The sequence below is a fragment of the Kitasatospora sp. NPDC058048 genome (genome assembly GCF_042885555.1).
Classification (GTDB): Bacteria; Actinomycetota; Actinomycetes; order Streptomycetales; family Streptomycetaceae; genus Kitasatospora; species Kitasatospora lactacystinica.
In genome coordinates, this window is record NZ_JBHVRT010000050.1 from 58,055 (window position 1) to 73,728 (window position 15,674).

The 15,674-nt window shown below is 70.5% G+C and carries 7 protein-coding genes and 1 pseudogene; 5 read left to right on the forward strand and 3 right to left on the reverse strand.

The genetic code is table 11. The features are described from left to right. The first annotated feature begins 242 nt into the window (after window positions 1–242). The 3 genes from ACFVVA_RS36440 (at window position 243) to ACFVVA_RS36450 (ending at window position 11,969) form a co-directional block, all read left to right on the forward strand. Window positions 243–4,670, forward strand: coding sequence for a LamG-like jellyroll fold domain-containing protein (locus ACFVVA_RS36440; RefSeq protein ID WP_387694992.1), 4,428 nt, complete (start codon window positions 243–245; stop codon window positions 4,668–4,670). Window positions 4,671–4,761: 91 nt separating this feature from the next. Next, the gene (locus tag ACFVVA_RS36445; protein ID WP_387694993.1) at window positions 4,762–11,667 is read left to right on the forward strand and encodes a polymorphic toxin-type HINT domain-containing protein; all 6,906 of its coding nucleotides are present in this window, start codon (window positions 4,762–4,764) and stop codon (window positions 11,665–11,667) included. After that, window positions 11,664–11,969, forward strand: a complete 306-nt coding sequence (locus tag ACFVVA_RS36450) for a hypothetical protein (protein WP_387694994.1) — start codon at window positions 11,664–11,666, stop codon at window positions 11,967–11,969. The genes ACFVVA_RS36445 and ACFVVA_RS36450 overlap by 4 nt, the downstream gene beginning before the upstream one ends. Before the next feature lie 286 nt (window positions 11,970–12,255). Here ACFVVA_RS36450 and tgmC read toward each other — a convergent pair whose 3' ends face one another. Next, window positions 12,256–13,404, reverse strand: a complete 1,149-nt coding sequence (gene tgmC / locus ACFVVA_RS36455; RefSeq protein WP_387694995.1) for an ATP-grasp peptide maturase system methyltransferase — start codon at window positions 13,402–13,404, stop codon at window positions 12,256–12,258. A 224-nt stretch (window positions 13,405–13,628) separates the two neighbouring features. Between tgmC and ACFVVA_RS36460 the strand changes: the two genes are divergently transcribed. Further along, window positions 13,629–14,222: a DUF4291 domain-containing protein gene (locus tag ACFVVA_RS36460; protein WP_387694996.1), complete on the forward strand. Its 594-nt coding sequence runs from the start codon at window positions 13,629–13,631 to the stop codon at window positions 14,220–14,222. A gap of 37 nt (window positions 14,223–14,259) precedes the next feature. On the opposite strand, the gene ACFVVA_RS36465 is transcribed toward ACFVVA_RS36460, so the two are convergent. Then, window positions 14,260–14,397, reverse strand: a complete 138-nt coding sequence (locus ACFVVA_RS36465; protein ID WP_387694997.1) for a DUF397 domain-containing protein — start codon at window positions 14,395–14,397, stop codon at window positions 14,260–14,262. After that, window positions 14,360–15,307, reverse strand: coding sequence for a helix-turn-helix domain-containing protein (locus ACFVVA_RS36470; RefSeq protein WP_387694998.1), 948 nt, complete (start codon window positions 15,305–15,307; stop codon window positions 14,360–14,362). The genes ACFVVA_RS36465 and ACFVVA_RS36470 overlap by 38 nt, the downstream gene beginning before the upstream one ends. Before the next feature lie 161 nt (window positions 15,308–15,468). On the opposite strand from ACFVVA_RS36470, the pseudogene ACFVVA_RS36475 reads away from it, so the two are divergent. After that, window positions 15,469–15,674: pseudogene (locus tag ACFVVA_RS36475) on the forward strand (hypothetical protein); the annotation flags it as partial.

The window sequence follows — 15,674 nt, forward strand, 5'->3', positions numbered from 1 at the left end:
TCACCGTTCGCCGCCGCCGCCCGGGGGCGACAACGCTCCGCGGCGGCCCGTCGGGCATGTGACTTCCGCCACAGCGCATCAAGTGGTTTGTCCGGTTTTACCTGCGCTGCTCCCCTTCTGACGACTCATCGACACGGGCACGCGTCCACGCGGTTTTCTCATGAACCTTTGACACCTGATTAAGCGTCCATAAAGATCCGCTCAAACTTCGCCCACATATCGGAAGTCGGAGCTTACGCACAGTGAGAACAGCAGCAAGACGGTCGGGCAGTCTGCTCGCCGCGGCACTCGCCGCGGTCGCCCTGACCGCGACCGCGGTGGTGCCGGCCGCCGCCGCGACCGGCGGAACGCCACCGCCCGGCATGACGGGCTCCCAGGACACCGCCGAGAGCCTGGCCGTCAAGGATGCCGCCCGCAGCGGCAAGCCGGTCGAGGTGCTCGCCAAGCGCAGCGAGACCAGTGACACCGTCGCCCAGCCCGACGGCAAGCTGAAGACCACCACCTACGTCCAGCCCAAGCGGGTGCGCAAGAACGGCGCCTGGGTGGACCTCGACCCGACGCTGCAGGCGCTGCCCGGCGGCGCCGTCGCCCCCAAGGGGTCCACCGCCGACCTGCGGTTCTCCGGCGGCGGCAGCGAACCGCTGGTCACGATGGCCCGGGCCGGCAAGGAGCTGAAGCTCAGCTGGCCGAAGCCGCTGCCCAAGCCGAAGGTCAACGGCGCGACCGCCGAGTACGCGTCGATCCTGCCGGACGTGGACCTGCGGCTGTCCGCCACCAGGACCGGGTTCACCCAGGTCATCGTGGTGCACACCGCCGAGGCCGCCAAGAACCCCGAGCTGGACCAGCTCCGGCTCGGCCTGCAGGGCACCGGCCTGACGGTCGGCCAGGAGGCGGACGGCACCCTCAAGGCGAAGGACCCGTCCGGCGGCGGCACCGTCTTCGAGGCGCCCGTCCCGGTGATGTGGGACTCCTCCAAGCCGGCCGCCGTCACGCCGGACACCCCGGCGACCGCCACGCCCAACGCCGCGCCGAACGCGCCGGCGAACGCGCCGGCCGCCGCCCCGAAGACGCTCAAGGCCGCCCCGCAGGCGGCACCGCAGGCCGAGGCCCCCGCCGCGGCCCCCGCCCCGGGCGCCCCCGCGGCCGGTCCGGGCGACCTCGCCGCCGCCGGCTACGGCGACCTGCCCGGCGAGGGCGCCAAGATGACCCGGCTCAAGGTCGACCTGCCCAAGGACGGCCTGGTCCTGTCGCCCGACCAGGGCATGCTGGACGCCGCGGACACCGTCTACCCGGTGATGATCGACCCGGCGTGGAACACCCCGCACGCCGGTGACTGGGCGGGCGTCTCGCGCAGCTACCCGAACCAGGCGTACTGGCACTTCACGTACAACAGCAGCTACGTCCACGACTGGGGCGTCGGCTACTGCGGCGACACCTCGCGGTGCGCGCCGACCGACGTGAAGCGGGCCTTCTTCCAGGTCTCCAACCCCTTCGTGGGCAAGCAGATCCTCAGCGCCACCTTCGGCACCTACGAGAGCTGGTCGTACTCCTGCGACGCCCGGCCCGTCGAGCTGTGGAACACCGGCTACATCTCCCCCGGCCTGAACTGGAACGGCCAGAACGCCTCCGGGTTCTGGAGCCGCTACCTGCAGACCATCAACACCGCGAAGGGCTGGAGCGGCAGCTGCCCCGGCGGCTGGCTGGAGTACGGCGAGGACGGCGCGGTGCGCAACCTGGTCCAGGACGCCGCCAACTGGGGCTGGCCGACCATCAGTTTCGGTCTGAAGGCCCAGAACGAGGGCGACACCCTCGCCTGGAAGCGCTTCACCGACGACGCCTACCTGTCGGTGTACTACAACCTGCGGCCCAACCAGATCCCGATGTCCGACATGACGATGTCGCCGGGCTCGGTCTGCCAGTACCCGGGCATCAAGATCAACAAGATGCCGCAGGTCACCACCCGGGCGAGCGACCCGGACGGCGAGGCCATCGGCGTGCAGTTCGCCGTCGGCTGGAACGACGGCAGCGGCCTGCGCCGCCGCTGGTGGTCCACCGGCTCGGAGGACGCCGCACCCGGGTGGGACACCTTCAAGGCCTCCGGCTCGATGTTCTCCTGGCCGCTGCCCACCGGCCTGCCGCAGAACCTCCAGCTCGACTGGGAGGCCCGCGCCTGGGACGGCGCGCAGTGGGGGCCGTGGTCCTCCGACGGTGACCCGACCGGCTGCTACTTCATCGTCGACACCTCCGCACCGGACGGCCCGGCGATCACCTCGGACGCCTACCCGGGTTCCAAGGACGCCACCGCCGCGCTCCCGTGGACCGACGGCGTCGGCAAGAACGGCTACTTCACCCTGAAGTCGGCCGCCACCGACGTGGTCAAGTACCAGTGGGGCCTGGACACCTCGCCGTCCGCGGCGAACGAGATCGCCACCGGCGGCGGCGCCGGACAGACCGTCCGCGTCCAGCCGCAGACCGCCGGCGTGCACTTCCTCTCCGCCCGGGCCGTCGACGGCGCGGGAAACGCCTCGCAGCCCGAGACGTACTACTTCAACGTGCTCTCCGGCCAGACCCAGCGCACCGGCTGGTCGATGGACGACGCCGCCGGCGGCACCTCCGTCGCCGGCACCGGCGGCAGCTTCGAGGCCACCCTCGGCTCCGGCACCACCCCCGGGGCGCCCGGCCACCTCGCCGAGGGCCTCGCCTTCGACGGCACCGCCAACGGCTACGCCGAGACCCAGGGCAACGTGCTGGACACCACTCGCGGCTTCGCCGTCTCCGCCTGGGTCAACCTCACCGGCGACACCACCCGCAACCGGGTCGCGGTCAGTGAGAACGGCAACTGGGCCGCCCGCTTCGCCCTCGGCCTGATGAACGGCAAGTGGGCGATGTGGACCTCCAGCCAGGACACCAACGCCGTCTACACCCTGGAGGCCGCGAGCTCGGACACTCCGGTCGTGCTCGGCCAGTGGACCCACCTGGTCGGCGTCTACGACCCGACCGCCAAGACCAGCACCCTGTACGTCAACGGCGTGCCCGGCACCCCGGTGCCCGTCATCGCCGCCTGGGACGCGCGCGGCCCGCTGGAGTTCGGCCGCTCCAAGTGGCACGGCAACTGGACCGACCCGTGGAAGGGCTCGGTCGACGAGGTCCGGCTCTGGGACCGCAACCTGAGCAAGGCCGAGGCCGCCGACGTCGCCGCCGACAAGCAGCTCGCCACCGGCCGCCCCGCCAAGTCGGTCTGGCACCTGGACGGCGCCTCCGCCAAGCCGGTCGGCACCGCCGAGACCGACAGCCTGACCGCCTACAGCGGCGTCGCGCTCGGCACCCCCGGCATCGCCGACAAGGCGATCCACCTGGACGGCGTCGACGACTACCTGCGCGGCACCCGCCCGCAGGTGGACGGCAGCCGGGACTTCTCCGTCTCGGCCTGGGTGAAGCTGCCCGCGCCGACCCCCGGTGACACCACCGCCAAGATCGCGGTCAGCCAGATCGGCCAGCACAACAGCGAGTTCTCGCTGTACTACTCCAGCTACTGGAAGCGCTGGATCTTCGGCCGCTACAAGGAGGACACCTCGGTCGACACCCTGGTCCGCACCTGGCAGCCCGACTGCACCCCGGGCACCCAGATCAACGGCGCGCCCTGCTTCGCCGGCACCACCGGCGAGTGGACCCACCTGCTGGGCGTCTCCGACACCGCCGCCAAGAAGCTGCGCTTCTACATCAACGGCTTCCTGGTCGGCGAGTCCGACTACACCCAGAACGCGCCGTGGGCCAACCCCGGCCCGATCCAGATCGGTGCCGTCAACCGCGAGGGCGCCAACGGCGAGTTCTTCGGCGGCGACATCGACGACGTGCGCCTCTACGACCGCGTCGTCACCGGCCCGGAGGCCGGCGCGATGGTCCAGCAGCGCCCGCAGCTGGCCGGCCGCTGGAAGCTCTCCTCGGCCACCGGCACCCCGGCCGTCACCCCGGACGAGGGCCCGGCCAAGGCCGGCGCCCAGCTCGGCGGCGGCGCCTCGATCAAGGCCGACGGCGGCGTGCTGCCCGCCCCCGGCACCCTGCTGCTGGACGGCTCCACCGGCTACGCGGCCACCGGCTCCGTCCCGCTGCACACCGGCCAGAGCTTCACCCTGGCCGGCTGGGCGAACACCGCGGGCGTCCCGACCCGGGACATGACGGTGCTGTCCGTCGCCGGCGCCAACAACAGCGCGGTCACCCTGCGCTGGCACACCCTGGGCAAGGACGCCAACGGCCAGCCCACCGGCCAGTGGCAGGCCGAGGTGCGCGACTCCGACGCCACCGGCGCGGTCCGCACCCTGACCGCCCACACCCCGGCCACCTCCGTCCTGGAGAACTGGACGCACCTGGCGGTCAGTTACGACGCCTTCGCGGACCGGCTCGCCCTGTACGTCGGCGGCCAGATCGAGAACCAGGGCTGCCCGGACGGTTCGACCGGCTGCACCCCGCACATCTCCTGGACCGGCGCCCCGCAGCCCTACGAGGCGACGGGCGGCGTGCAGTTCGGCCGCAACAAGGCGGCCGGCGCCTGGGGCGAGTACTTCTCCGGTGAGCTGGACGACGTCTGGCTGTACCAGGGCGTACTGAGCCCCGCGCAGATCACCAAGCTCGCCGACTACAACGTCGAGCTGAACACCTCCACCGGGGTCTGATTCCCCCCTCCGTTTCGCGGGCCGGGCGGCTTCCTGCCGCCCGGCCCGTGGTCCGTCACACCCGTTTTCTCCCAGAGGAGTTGTCCCACCCATGAGCAGGAAGAGGTCGGTGCCGCCGCGGCCGACCCGCACCAGAATGTCCGCGATCATCGCGGGCACCCTGGTCGGGTCGCTGCTGCCGGCACTGCCGCTGGCCGCCGTCGCGGCGGCCGCGGAACCGTACACCAAGCCGTCCGCGGTCTCACCCGAGAAGCCCGTCAAGGGCTCCGACGCCAAGGCCAAGGGCCGCAAGGCCGACACCACCGTCAGCAGGACGGACGGCAAGCAGGGCGCCCTGCCCGGCGCGGGCAGCGCCACCGTCGACGTCCCCGGCGAGAAGGGCAGGGCCGTCAAGGCCGGCAAGCTGCCGGTCGCGCTCTCGTCCTCGGGCGCGGCGGGCAGGGCCGAGGTCGAACTGCTCGGCCAGGACGCCGCCGCCAAGGCCGGCATCAACGGCGTCCTGCTGACCGTCACGGGCGCCGACGAGAACAGCGGCCTGGCCGTCGACTACTCGTCCTTCGCCCAGGTTGCCGGCTCCGGCTTCGGCTCGCGCCTGAAGCTGGTCCGCCTGCCCGAGTGCGCGCTCACCACGCCCGACCTGCCCGAATGCCGGGTGCAGACCCCGCTGCCGGGCGGCAACGACGTGGCGAAGCAGACCGTCGCCGCCGACGCCCTGACCACGGCCCCGGCCGGGTCGATGCGCCTGCAGTCCGCGCCGGGGGCGATGGTGCTCGCGGCCACCACCGGCAGCGCCGGACCGAGCGGCGACTACCGGGCGACGCCGCTGTCGAGCGCGTCGAGCTGGTCGACCGCGCTGAACAGCGGCGCGTTCACCTGGTCCTACGACATGCCGCTCACGGCGATGCCGGGCGGGCTGACCCCGAAGGTCGGCCTGTCCTACAACTCCGGTGCGATCGACGGCCGGACGGCCAACAGCAACAACCAGGCCTCCTGGGCCGGTGACGGCTTCGACCTGTCGCCGGGCTTCGTCGAGCGCAGCTACAAGGCCTGCGCCGACGACGGCGCGCCCAAGACCGGGAAGTCCAGCCCCGGTGACCTGTGCTGGGGCACGGACAACGCCACCATCAGCTTCGCGGGGCACTCGGGTGAGCTGATCCCGGTCTCCGGCGACGAGTGGCGGATCAAGAACGACGACGCCACCAAGGTCGTGCGCGTCCGCGACACCGGCCGCGGCAACGGCGACAACGACGGCGAGTACTTCCGCGCCACCACCACCGACGGCACCAGCTACTACTTCGGCTACAACCGCCTGCCGAACTGGTCGGCCGGCAAGCCGGAGACCAGGTCCGTCTACACCGTGCCGGTCTACGGCAACAACGCGGGCGAGCCCTGCAACGGCGCCGACTTCGGGTCCTCGTGGTGCCAGCAGGGCTGGCGGTGGAACCTGGACCTGGTGGTCGACGCCCACGGCAACGACATCACCTACTGGTACACCCCCGAGACCAACAACTACGGCCGCAACCTCAAGGCCACCGACCGCACCTCGTACGTGCGCGGCGGGCGCCTGGACCACATCGAGTACGGCCAGCAGCAGGGCGACCTGTACTCGGCCACCGTCAAGCCGATGGGCCGGGTCGACTTCGGCACCGCCGAACGCTGCCTGGAGACCGGCGCGGGCGTGTGCGACCCGGCGAAGATCGACGCCAACCGGCAGTACTGGTACGACACCCCGTGGGACCAGAACTGCAAGGACGGCACCGACTGCACCACGCAGTACTCGCCGACCTTCTTCACCCGCACCCGCCTCACCCAGATCGCGGCCAAGACCCTGCAGGCCGACGGCAGCTACGCCACCGTCGACACCTGGGACCTGACCCACAAGTGGGGCACCGCCGACTTCGACTACCAGCTGCTGCTGGACTCGATCAAGCACACCGGGTCCTCCGCGGCCCCGTCCGTCGCCCTGCCGAAGACCACCCTCGCCTACAAGCAGATGGCCAACCGGCTCGACAAGGTCGGCGACGGCCGGATGCCGTTCATCAAGCAGCGGCTCGGCACCGTCACCGACGAGCTCGGCGGCCAGATCGACGTCAACTACTCGGCCGCGGCCTGCGACTGGAACAACCTGCCCACCCCGCAGTCCAACACCACCCGCTGCTTCCCGCAGATGTACCAGGCCTCCGACGAGACCCCGGTCACCACGGAGTGGTTCAACAAGTACGTCGTCGACGCGGTCATCGCCACCGACCGCACCGGCGGCGCACCCGACATGGTCACCCACTACACCTACCTCGGCGACGCCGCCTGGCACTTCGACGACGAGGACGGCCTGACCAAGGACAAGCTCAAGACCTGGTCCCAGTGGCGCGGCTACGCCCGCACCCGGGTCGAGACCGGTGGCGTCACCGGCATGACCACCCAGGCCGACCACTGGTTCCTGCGCGGCATGGACCAGGACCGCAACAACCCCGCCGACAAGAACGGCAAGCGCGGCGTCACCGTCGACGACGGGCAGGGCACCGTCCTGACCGACGACGACGCCTGGGCCGGCTACGAGTACCGCACCGAGCAGTACGACAAGCCCGGCGGCGTGATCCTCGGCAAGAACGTCAACACGCCGTGGAAGCAGGAGACCGCCAAGCGCGTCCGCGACTGGGGCACCACCACCGCCAACATCACCGGCACCACGGTCACCCGCACCTTCACCTCGCTCGACAAGGGTGCGGGCAGCAGCTGGCGCGAGACCCGCACCAACAACACCCGCGACGGCTACGGCCGGGTCACCTCGGTCGAGAACCAGGGTGACGTCGCGGTCCCCGACGACGACACCTGCACCCGCACCACGTACGCCGACAACGCCGGCACCTGGATCCTCAGGAGCGCCACCCGTGTCGAGGTGGTCGCCGCGAACTGCGCCACCGACGTCAACCGGGACACCCGGGCCGACGGCACCTCGGCGGTGCTCTCCGACATCCGCTACCGGTTCGACGGCCAGGGCTTCGGCGCCGCCCCCGCCAAGGGCGACATCACCCTCATCCAGACGCTCAAGTCCCGCACCGGCAACAGCGCCACCTACCTGGACCACGCCGTCGCCTACGACGGCTACGGCCGTCCGCTGAGCAGCACCGAGCTGGCCTCCAGCACGGTCCACGACCTCAGCGGCGCCACCAACCCGGTCACCACGGCCTCGCCGAACGCCCGGACCAGCACCACCGCCTACACCCCGGCCACCGGCCGGCCCACCAGGACGGTGGAGACCACCCCGCCCGCCAAGGCCGGCGACGCCACCACCACGCAGACCACCACCACGGACTACGACCTGCTGCGCGGCCTGGCCGTCGACACGATCGACGCCAACAACCGCCGCACCGACACGCTCTACGACGCCCTCGGCCGCACCCTGAAGGTCTGGCTGCCCGACCGCTCCAAGGCCACCGGGCAGACTCCCGACCAGGAGTACGCCTACACGGTCGCCGACAACCAGATCGTCTCCGTCGCCGGCCGGACCCTCAACGAGGACGGCTCCCAGCAGACCGCCTACACCCTGTACGACGGCCTCGGCCGCTTCCGGCAGGGCCAGGCCCCGGGCGACAACGGCGGTCGCGTCATCGCGGACACCTTCTACGACGAGCGCGGCCAGACGGCGCTCGCCTACTCCCCGTACTACGCCACCGGCGCGCCCTCCGGCACCCTGCGCAGCATCGACGACACCACCGGCCTGGAGACCCAGGCGGCAACGGAGTACGACGGCCTCGGACGGGTCGTCAGGACCACCGCGCTCTCGGGCAACGGTGTCGGCACCCCGCTGGCCACCACGCTCACCGAGTACGGCGGCGACCGGGTCACCGTCACCCCGCCCACCGGCGGCACCCCCACCACGACCGTCTTCGACGCGGTCGGCCGGGCTGTGGAGCTGCGCCAGTACAAGTCCGCCGCGCCCACCGGCGCCTACGACTCCACCACCTACGGCTACGACGCGGCCGGCAACCTCTCCAGGCTCACCGGCCCGGCGGGCAGTGTCTGGACCTGGCAGTACGACCAGCTCGGCCGGCGCATTAAGGCGGTCGACCCGGACTCCGGGACCACCACCAGCACGTACAACGACCGAGGCGAGCTGACCGGCACCACCGACGGCGGCGGCAGGACCGTCGCCACCGCCTACGACAACCTCTCCCGGCCGATCGAGACGCGCGACGGCTCGGCGACCGGCCCGCTGCTGACCTCCCGGGCCTGGGACCCGGCCGGCAACAAGGGCCAACTGTCGTCCAGCACCCGCTACAGCACGGTCGGCGGCACCACCTACCAGTACAAGACCACCTACTCGCTCTTCGACACCCTCGCCCGGCCCACCCGCACCACGGTCACCATTCCGTCCGTCCCCGGCCAGGAAGCGCTGGCAGGCAGCTACGTCAGCGGCACCATCTACCGCCTCGACGGGCAGGCCAAGTCGATCGCGTACCCGGCCGTCGGGAACCTGGCGGCCGAGTCGGTGGCGTTCACCTACGACGCGCTGCACCGGCCCACGGCCGCCGAGGGCCTGACGAAGTACCTCACCGGCCAGACCTACAGCCTCACCGGCAAGCCGCTGCAGTCCACGCTCAGCAACGGCACCGCCGGCAAGGACGTGTACATCACCAACGGCTACGAGTGGGGCACCCAGCGCCTCGCGTCCAGCCGCACCGACCAGTACGGCGTCACCGGCGCGACCCGCGCCGCCGCCTACACCTACGACCAGGCCGGCAACGTCACCTCGGTCACCGACACCTCGCGCTCCGGCACCGACCGGCAGTGCTTCCGCTACGACTCCCTGGCCCGCCTCACCGAGGCCTACACCCCCGGCACCGGCAGCTGCACGGCCCCCGGCGGCACCCAGCTCGGCGGCCCCGCCCCGTACTGGACCAGCTGGACCTACAACACCAACGGCACCCGTGCCACCGAGACCCGGCACGACACCACCGGCAACACCGGCCAGGACGCCACCACCACCTACACCTACCCCGCCGCCACCGCGGCCCGACCGCACAGCCTGAGCTCCACCTCCACGGTCACCGGCACGGTCGGCGCTCCGGTCGTGGAGAGCTACGACTACGACACCGCGGGCAACACCACCGGTCGGCACCTCAAGTTGCCATCCGGCAACCAGACCAGCGACCAGGCCCTGACCTGGGACTCCGAGGGTCGGGTCGGCCGACTCGCCGCGACCGTCAAGACCACCAGCGGCACTACCACCGCGACGACCAACCAGACCACCGACTACCTCTACGACGCTGTCGGCAACCGTCTGCTGGGCCACACCCTCGACACCGCCGACCCGGCGGCCGAGAGCTGGACCCTCTACCTCGACCGCGTCGAGCTGAAGCTGGTCAAGGGCGCCGCCAAGGCCACCGCCACCCGCTACTACCCGCTCGGCTCGGCCACCGCGGTCCGTACCGACGACAACCGCCTGACCTTCCAGGTCAAGGACCACCACGGCACGGCCGAGATCGGCGTCGACGCCACCACCGGCGCCGTGGACCAGCGCCGCTCGCTGCCCTTCGGCGGCAGCCGCGGCACCAGCCCCGCCACCTGGGCCGGCACCCGGGGCTTCCTCGGCGGCACGGCCGAGCCCACCGGCCTCACCCACCTCGGGGCCCGCGACTACGACCCGGCCACCGGCCGGTTCATCAGCGTGGACCCGGTCCTGGCCGGCACCGACCCGCAGTCGCTGGCGGGCTACACGTACAGCAACAACAACCCGCTCACCCTCAGCGACCCGTCCGGGCTCCGGCCCGACGGCACCTGCGGCGGTACGGCCCAGTGCCGCACCCCCGAAGGCCAGCTGGTCCAGGACTACTGGATGCCGGTCAACGGCGGCGACTGGGTCGTCGAGACCGTCAAGAGCGTGAAGTCGGTCCTCCCCGGCGGCGTGCAGATCACCACCGGCAAGACCGACTTCAACAAGCTGATCCAGCAGACCAACAAGAACCTGAAGATCCTCCAGAAGCAGCGTCACCGCTTCGGAGAGGACCCGGACTCCGACGCCCACGACTACGTGGCGGCAGCGCTGAACGCCTGCCACATGATCAAGGAATGCCAGAAGTCCCCGATCTACAACGAGCTCTGGGACCAGCTCAAGAACTGGCAGTTCGAGAACATCGCCATGTTCGGCCCGGGCGAGATAGGCGTCGGCGCCGGTGCCCTCGGCAAGGGCCTGGCCAAGTTCAACAAGTCGGCCAAGCCCAAGCCGGCCGCGGCCGCGGCCGAGAAGCCCGCACCCGGCAACCAGATCGCCATGTCCTGCGACAGCTTCCCGGCGGGCGTCGCGGTTCGGATGGCGGACGGGACGACCAGGCCCATCGAGCAGCTGAAGGTCGGGGACCTCGTCCTCGCCACCGACCCGGAGACCGGGAAGACGGCCGCTCGCGAGGTCGACGCCACCATGGTGACCCCGGACGACGCCGACTTCACCACGCTCCTCCTCGCCGACGGCCGGGGCGAGATCACCGCGACCGACCACCACCCGTTCTGGAGCGTCAACCGGGACGCCTGGGTCAACGCCGGGGACCTCACCGCGGACGACACCGTCCGCAGCTCCGACGGCACGGTCGTCGCCCTGGCCCAGGTCCGGCACTTCCACCTGGTCCAGCCCGCCCACAACCTGACGGTGCGAGACCTGCACACGTACTACGTGCTGGCAGGGAACACGCCGGTACTGGTCCACAATTCCGGGCCGAACTGTTTCACCGCCAACTCCTCCCAGGTGGCGGCCACCCCGCGTGGACGTGCTCCGGAGTATCACGGCGGAACCATCAATCAGGACCAGGCCATGGACCTCGCCGAACGTTGGCTCGGGGCCGGGTACCGGGAAGAGGGAGTCGGCCGGTACGTGTCAAGTGATGGCAGTCGTATAGTTCGTTACGGAAAGCACGAGACCACGTCGAAGAGCCATCACATCCACTTCGAGGCGGTCGAGAACGGCCGGGTGGTCGAGAACACGAGTGTGGAGATCAGGCCATGAGTACACCTGTGCCGGCCGTCCTTGACGGCGCTTCGGTCGAGCTGTACGCGCTGGTGGGAGACGCGCAGCGGCCTACCGGCCGGACCAGGCACTCGGTCGACAGCCTCGACGAGAAGATCTCCCATCTGGCGATCGCACGGTACGACGGAGAGTCCGATTACTACCTGTTCTACTGCTCCGCGGACTGGGAAGTCCTGACGGACACGTGCCATCCCACGCGGCAGGAGGCAATCGAGCAGGCGGACTTCGAATTCGAGAACCTGGAGTTCGCTCCGCGCCCTACGGGTTCTGAGCCGGGTTAAGAGGGAGCCCCACCCCGCCGCACCCCTACCGTTGCACTGAAGAAGCCCCACCGGATCGTTTTCCGGTGGGGCTTCTTCAGGTCTTGACGGCAGTAGCTGAAGAATCCGCTCGCGCGGGGCATGGCGGGCCTCGATCCTGATCACGGCGCCAGAGCCCAAGTGTCACGCCTCCCCGCCGAACGCCCCTGCCCGTCGGGCGACACGCTCCTCGCCCGCCTGGGCGCCTGAGCGCCTGAGCGCCTGAGCGCCTGGGCGCCTGAGCTGCCGCTGCCGCGCGATGGAGGGGTCAGATCGGCAGGTTCCAGCCCGGTCCGGCCTCGCTTCCGATCCAGACCCGTTGCCCGGTCGGCGAGACGGTGAGGCCGAAGCCCTCCTGGTGCGGCTCGCCGGCCCGCTGCCAGGCTTCGACGGCGCTCTCCACCTGGTCCCAGAGGCGGAGCGGGCCGCGCTGCACCACGGTCCACCCGCCGCCGGGGACGGGCGCGGTCCGGGCCTGCGATCCGGTGGCCACGTCCCAGAGGATCTGGTGCCCAACGGCCCCCATCCGTTCGGCCGAGGGCGCCGCGAGCTGGGCGACCCAGCTGCCGGTCCAGGTGCTGATGACCTCGGGGTCGATCCGGGACGGGCGTTCGTCCCCCGGGAGCAGGGAGATGCTCTGGCGCGGCGGTCGGTCGTGCGGGCGGGCGATCATGAAGCTGGTCCAGCCGGGCATGAACCGGCCCGTTCCCTCGCCGGGGGCCGTGACGACCAGGCGGACGAGTCCGAAGCCGAAGCCCCACCCGGACAGGGTGGCCAGGATGACGCCGCCGGGCCTCACCTGGTGCAGCCAGCCGGGCGGCAGGTACCGGACGGCGCAGGTGGCGATCAGCCGGTCGTACTCGCCTTCGCCGCCGTCCGGGTCGCCGAGCAGCCCGTCACCGACGACCAGCCGGGGAGCGAACCCGGCCGCCCCGATCGCGGCGGCGGCGCGCTCGGCCACCAGCGGGTCGTACTCGATGCTGGTCAGGTTGGCGTCCCCGAGGCGATGCGCGCCGAGGGCGGTCGAGTAGCCGGTGCCCGTGCCGACCTCCAGCACCCGGTGCCCGGCTTCGGCGCCGAGTTGCTGCCACATGCCCAGCACCAGGGACGGCAGGGTGGACGAGGACGACGGCGTCCCGGTCACGGTGCCCCCGGTCACGTCCTCGGGGCGGACGTGACCGTCGAGTTGGGTGATCAGCGTCTCGTTCGCGTAGACCTGCCTCAGCCATCCGGGGTCCGTCCGGTGCACGGGCCGGTACGCGGTCGGGCTGCTGCCCGGGACCGGCACGAAGAACGATCCGACGAACAACTCCCGCGGCACGGCGAGCGCGGCGGCCCGCCACGCCGGATCGCCGATCGCGTCATCCCCGGTCAGGCCGTCCACCAGGGCGGCGCGGAGCCGGTCCGAGGTGCTCATGAGTCGGGGCCCTTCTCCCGGAGGTCGGCGATCGCGCGGGCGATCGCCGAGGTGGTGTCGACACCCTGCCAGGCCCATGGCCCGCTGACCTGGCATTCAAGCACGGACCACTCACAAGGGGCGGTCACCAAGAGATCGAACGCGCCGTGGACCAGCCGGAAGCCGCCCCGTCAGGCCCGGAAATCCGCTGGCGCAATGATCGCGGAGGATCGAGGCTGGTCAGCGTGCCAGAACCCAAGTATCAGATCCGCGCCCACCACACCCCCTCCACCGTGACCGTCTACCAGGCGTACTCGCTGGAGATCGGGCTGCCCGCCGCCCGGGACGGCCGCTTTCCGGCGGTGTGGAAGCGGGACCGGATGACGTGGATCAAACCGTCGTTCCTCTGGATGATGTACCGCTGTGGATGGGCGACGAAGGAAGGACAGGAGACCGTCCTCGCGGTCGAGATCACCCGCGAGGGCTTCGAATGGGCCCTGGAGAACAGCTGCCTGTCCCACTACAAGCACGGACTGCACCCCGACCAGGCCACCTGGAAGCGCGAGTTGAGACGATCGCCGGCCCGCGTGCAGTGGGATCCCGAACGCGGCCTGCATCTGGAACCGCTGCCCCATCGGTCGCTTCAGCTCGGCCTCACCGGCGAGGCCACCGAGCGTTATGCGGACGAGTGGATCGTCTCGGTGGAGGACGTCACCGCACTCGCGCACACGATCCACGCCCATGTGCGGGCCGGGGAACTGGAGCACGCCCGGAAGCTCCTGCCCGCCGAACTCCCGTACCCGTCGGGCGACACGCTGCTGACCCACCTGGGCGCCTGAGCCCGGCCTGTGTTCTTCTCGGGTACCGAGTTCCCGGTCAGCCTTGGCCCGGGAACTCGCCGCCCTGAACAGCCGCGATGAATGCTTCCCAAGCAGCGGCCGGGAAGACGAGGGCCGGGCCGTGAGGGTCCTTGGAGTCACGCACGGGGACGAGGCCGGGGAATCCGGGGGCCACCTCGATGCAGTCGCCGCCGTTGCCGCCGCTGTGGCTGCTCTTGCGCCAGACGGTCGTGTCGAGCTCGATCCTCGTCATCCATGAACCCTTTCAGCGCATCGGCGATCAGCGCAAGCGAGTCGGCTACTGGCAGTGCCGCCCCGTGCGCCAGATCATAGCTGCGGCGATGCGCTGCCACGATCGCCGGATCATCGCTGGCATGACCACGGTCGAGACTCTCGGAGTACACCCAGGTCCGTCCATCGGGCATCTCCAGCATCACCATGGACTTGTCGATGATGGCCTGCCGACACTCGAATGGCGCGACTTGGATGATCACGTTCGGGAGTTCTGCAAGAGCCAACAGGTGCTGCATCTGGCGTCGCATGACTCCCGGCCCGCCAAAGACAGTCCGAATTGCGCTCTCATCCAGGATCACCAACAGGAGCGGCCCTTCCGGATCCAGGAATCGCGTCTGCCTCGCCAGTCGGGCCGCCGTTCGTTCCTCAATCACCTTTGGCTTCCCAGCCGCATCACTGACCGCGAAGACGGCCTCCGCATACTCGCGGCACTGCAGCAGTCCATGCATGACTGCAAGTTGGAAGATCCGTGCGGCCACGGCCTCGGATTCCATGTCGACATGAGTCTGGAACCAATCCGGGTGTTCAACTTCGGCGTTCCAGTCCACCCGGTCCCAGAGCCGCTTGAGCGATCCACCTGTGTCGAGCAACAGGTCCGCTTGCACGACCATGTCCGGCGACATGCGCCGCTGGCCGGACTCGTACCTCGTGATGTTCGGCCTGGTGCAGTGCAGCAGCTTCGCCAACTGCTCCTGCGTGTAGCCGGCCATCTCCCGGTAGAACCGCAGCTCTTCGCCGAAGATCCGCGCCGAACTGGCCGTCACTTCGCTCTTGAGTCGCCGGTGTGCCATGCCAGACCCCCAGACGTACCGCGTGTGCGTGGTACCCGATTTCGGCCATCACCGTACCTCCGCGACCCGGATCATTGAGACCGGAACGCAATCATCTACATGCGCAGCGTGATTGTGCGCGCTCCTGTCGCACGCCCCTCCGCCCCCAGAGGTACATCGTCATGCTCACTGCTCGTCGCCCCCGCATGTTCGTCGCGCGCCTCGATTCCCGTATCGAGTCCACGCCGCTGGCGCGCTACTTGCTCCGCGCGTACCTCTCCGCCCTCCCCGCCGGCGACCGGTACTCGGACACCGCCGAACTGTTGCTCGGCGAGTTGTTCGCCAACGCCGTCCAGCACTCCGACGCCCCCGACGACTGCCACATCGA

Bases quoted from the DNA above. Each gene is read 5' to 3' on its own strand.
- ACFVVA_RS36445 (WP_387694993.1), top strand. From the start codon at position 4,762: ATGAGCAGGAAGAGGTCGGTGCCGCCGCGGCCGACCCGCACCAGAATG.
- ACFVVA_RS36450 (WP_387694994.1), top strand. From the start codon at position 11,664: ATGAGTACACCTGTGCCGGCCGTCCTTGACGGCGCTTCGGTCGAGCTG.
- tgmC (WP_387694995.1), bottom strand. From the start codon at position 13,404: ATGAGCACCTCGGACCGGCTCCGCGCCGCCCTGGTGGACGGCCTGACC.
- ACFVVA_RS36470 (WP_387694998.1), bottom strand. From the start codon at position 15,307: ATGGCACACCGGCGACTCAAGAGCGAAGTGACGGCCAGTTCGGCGCGG.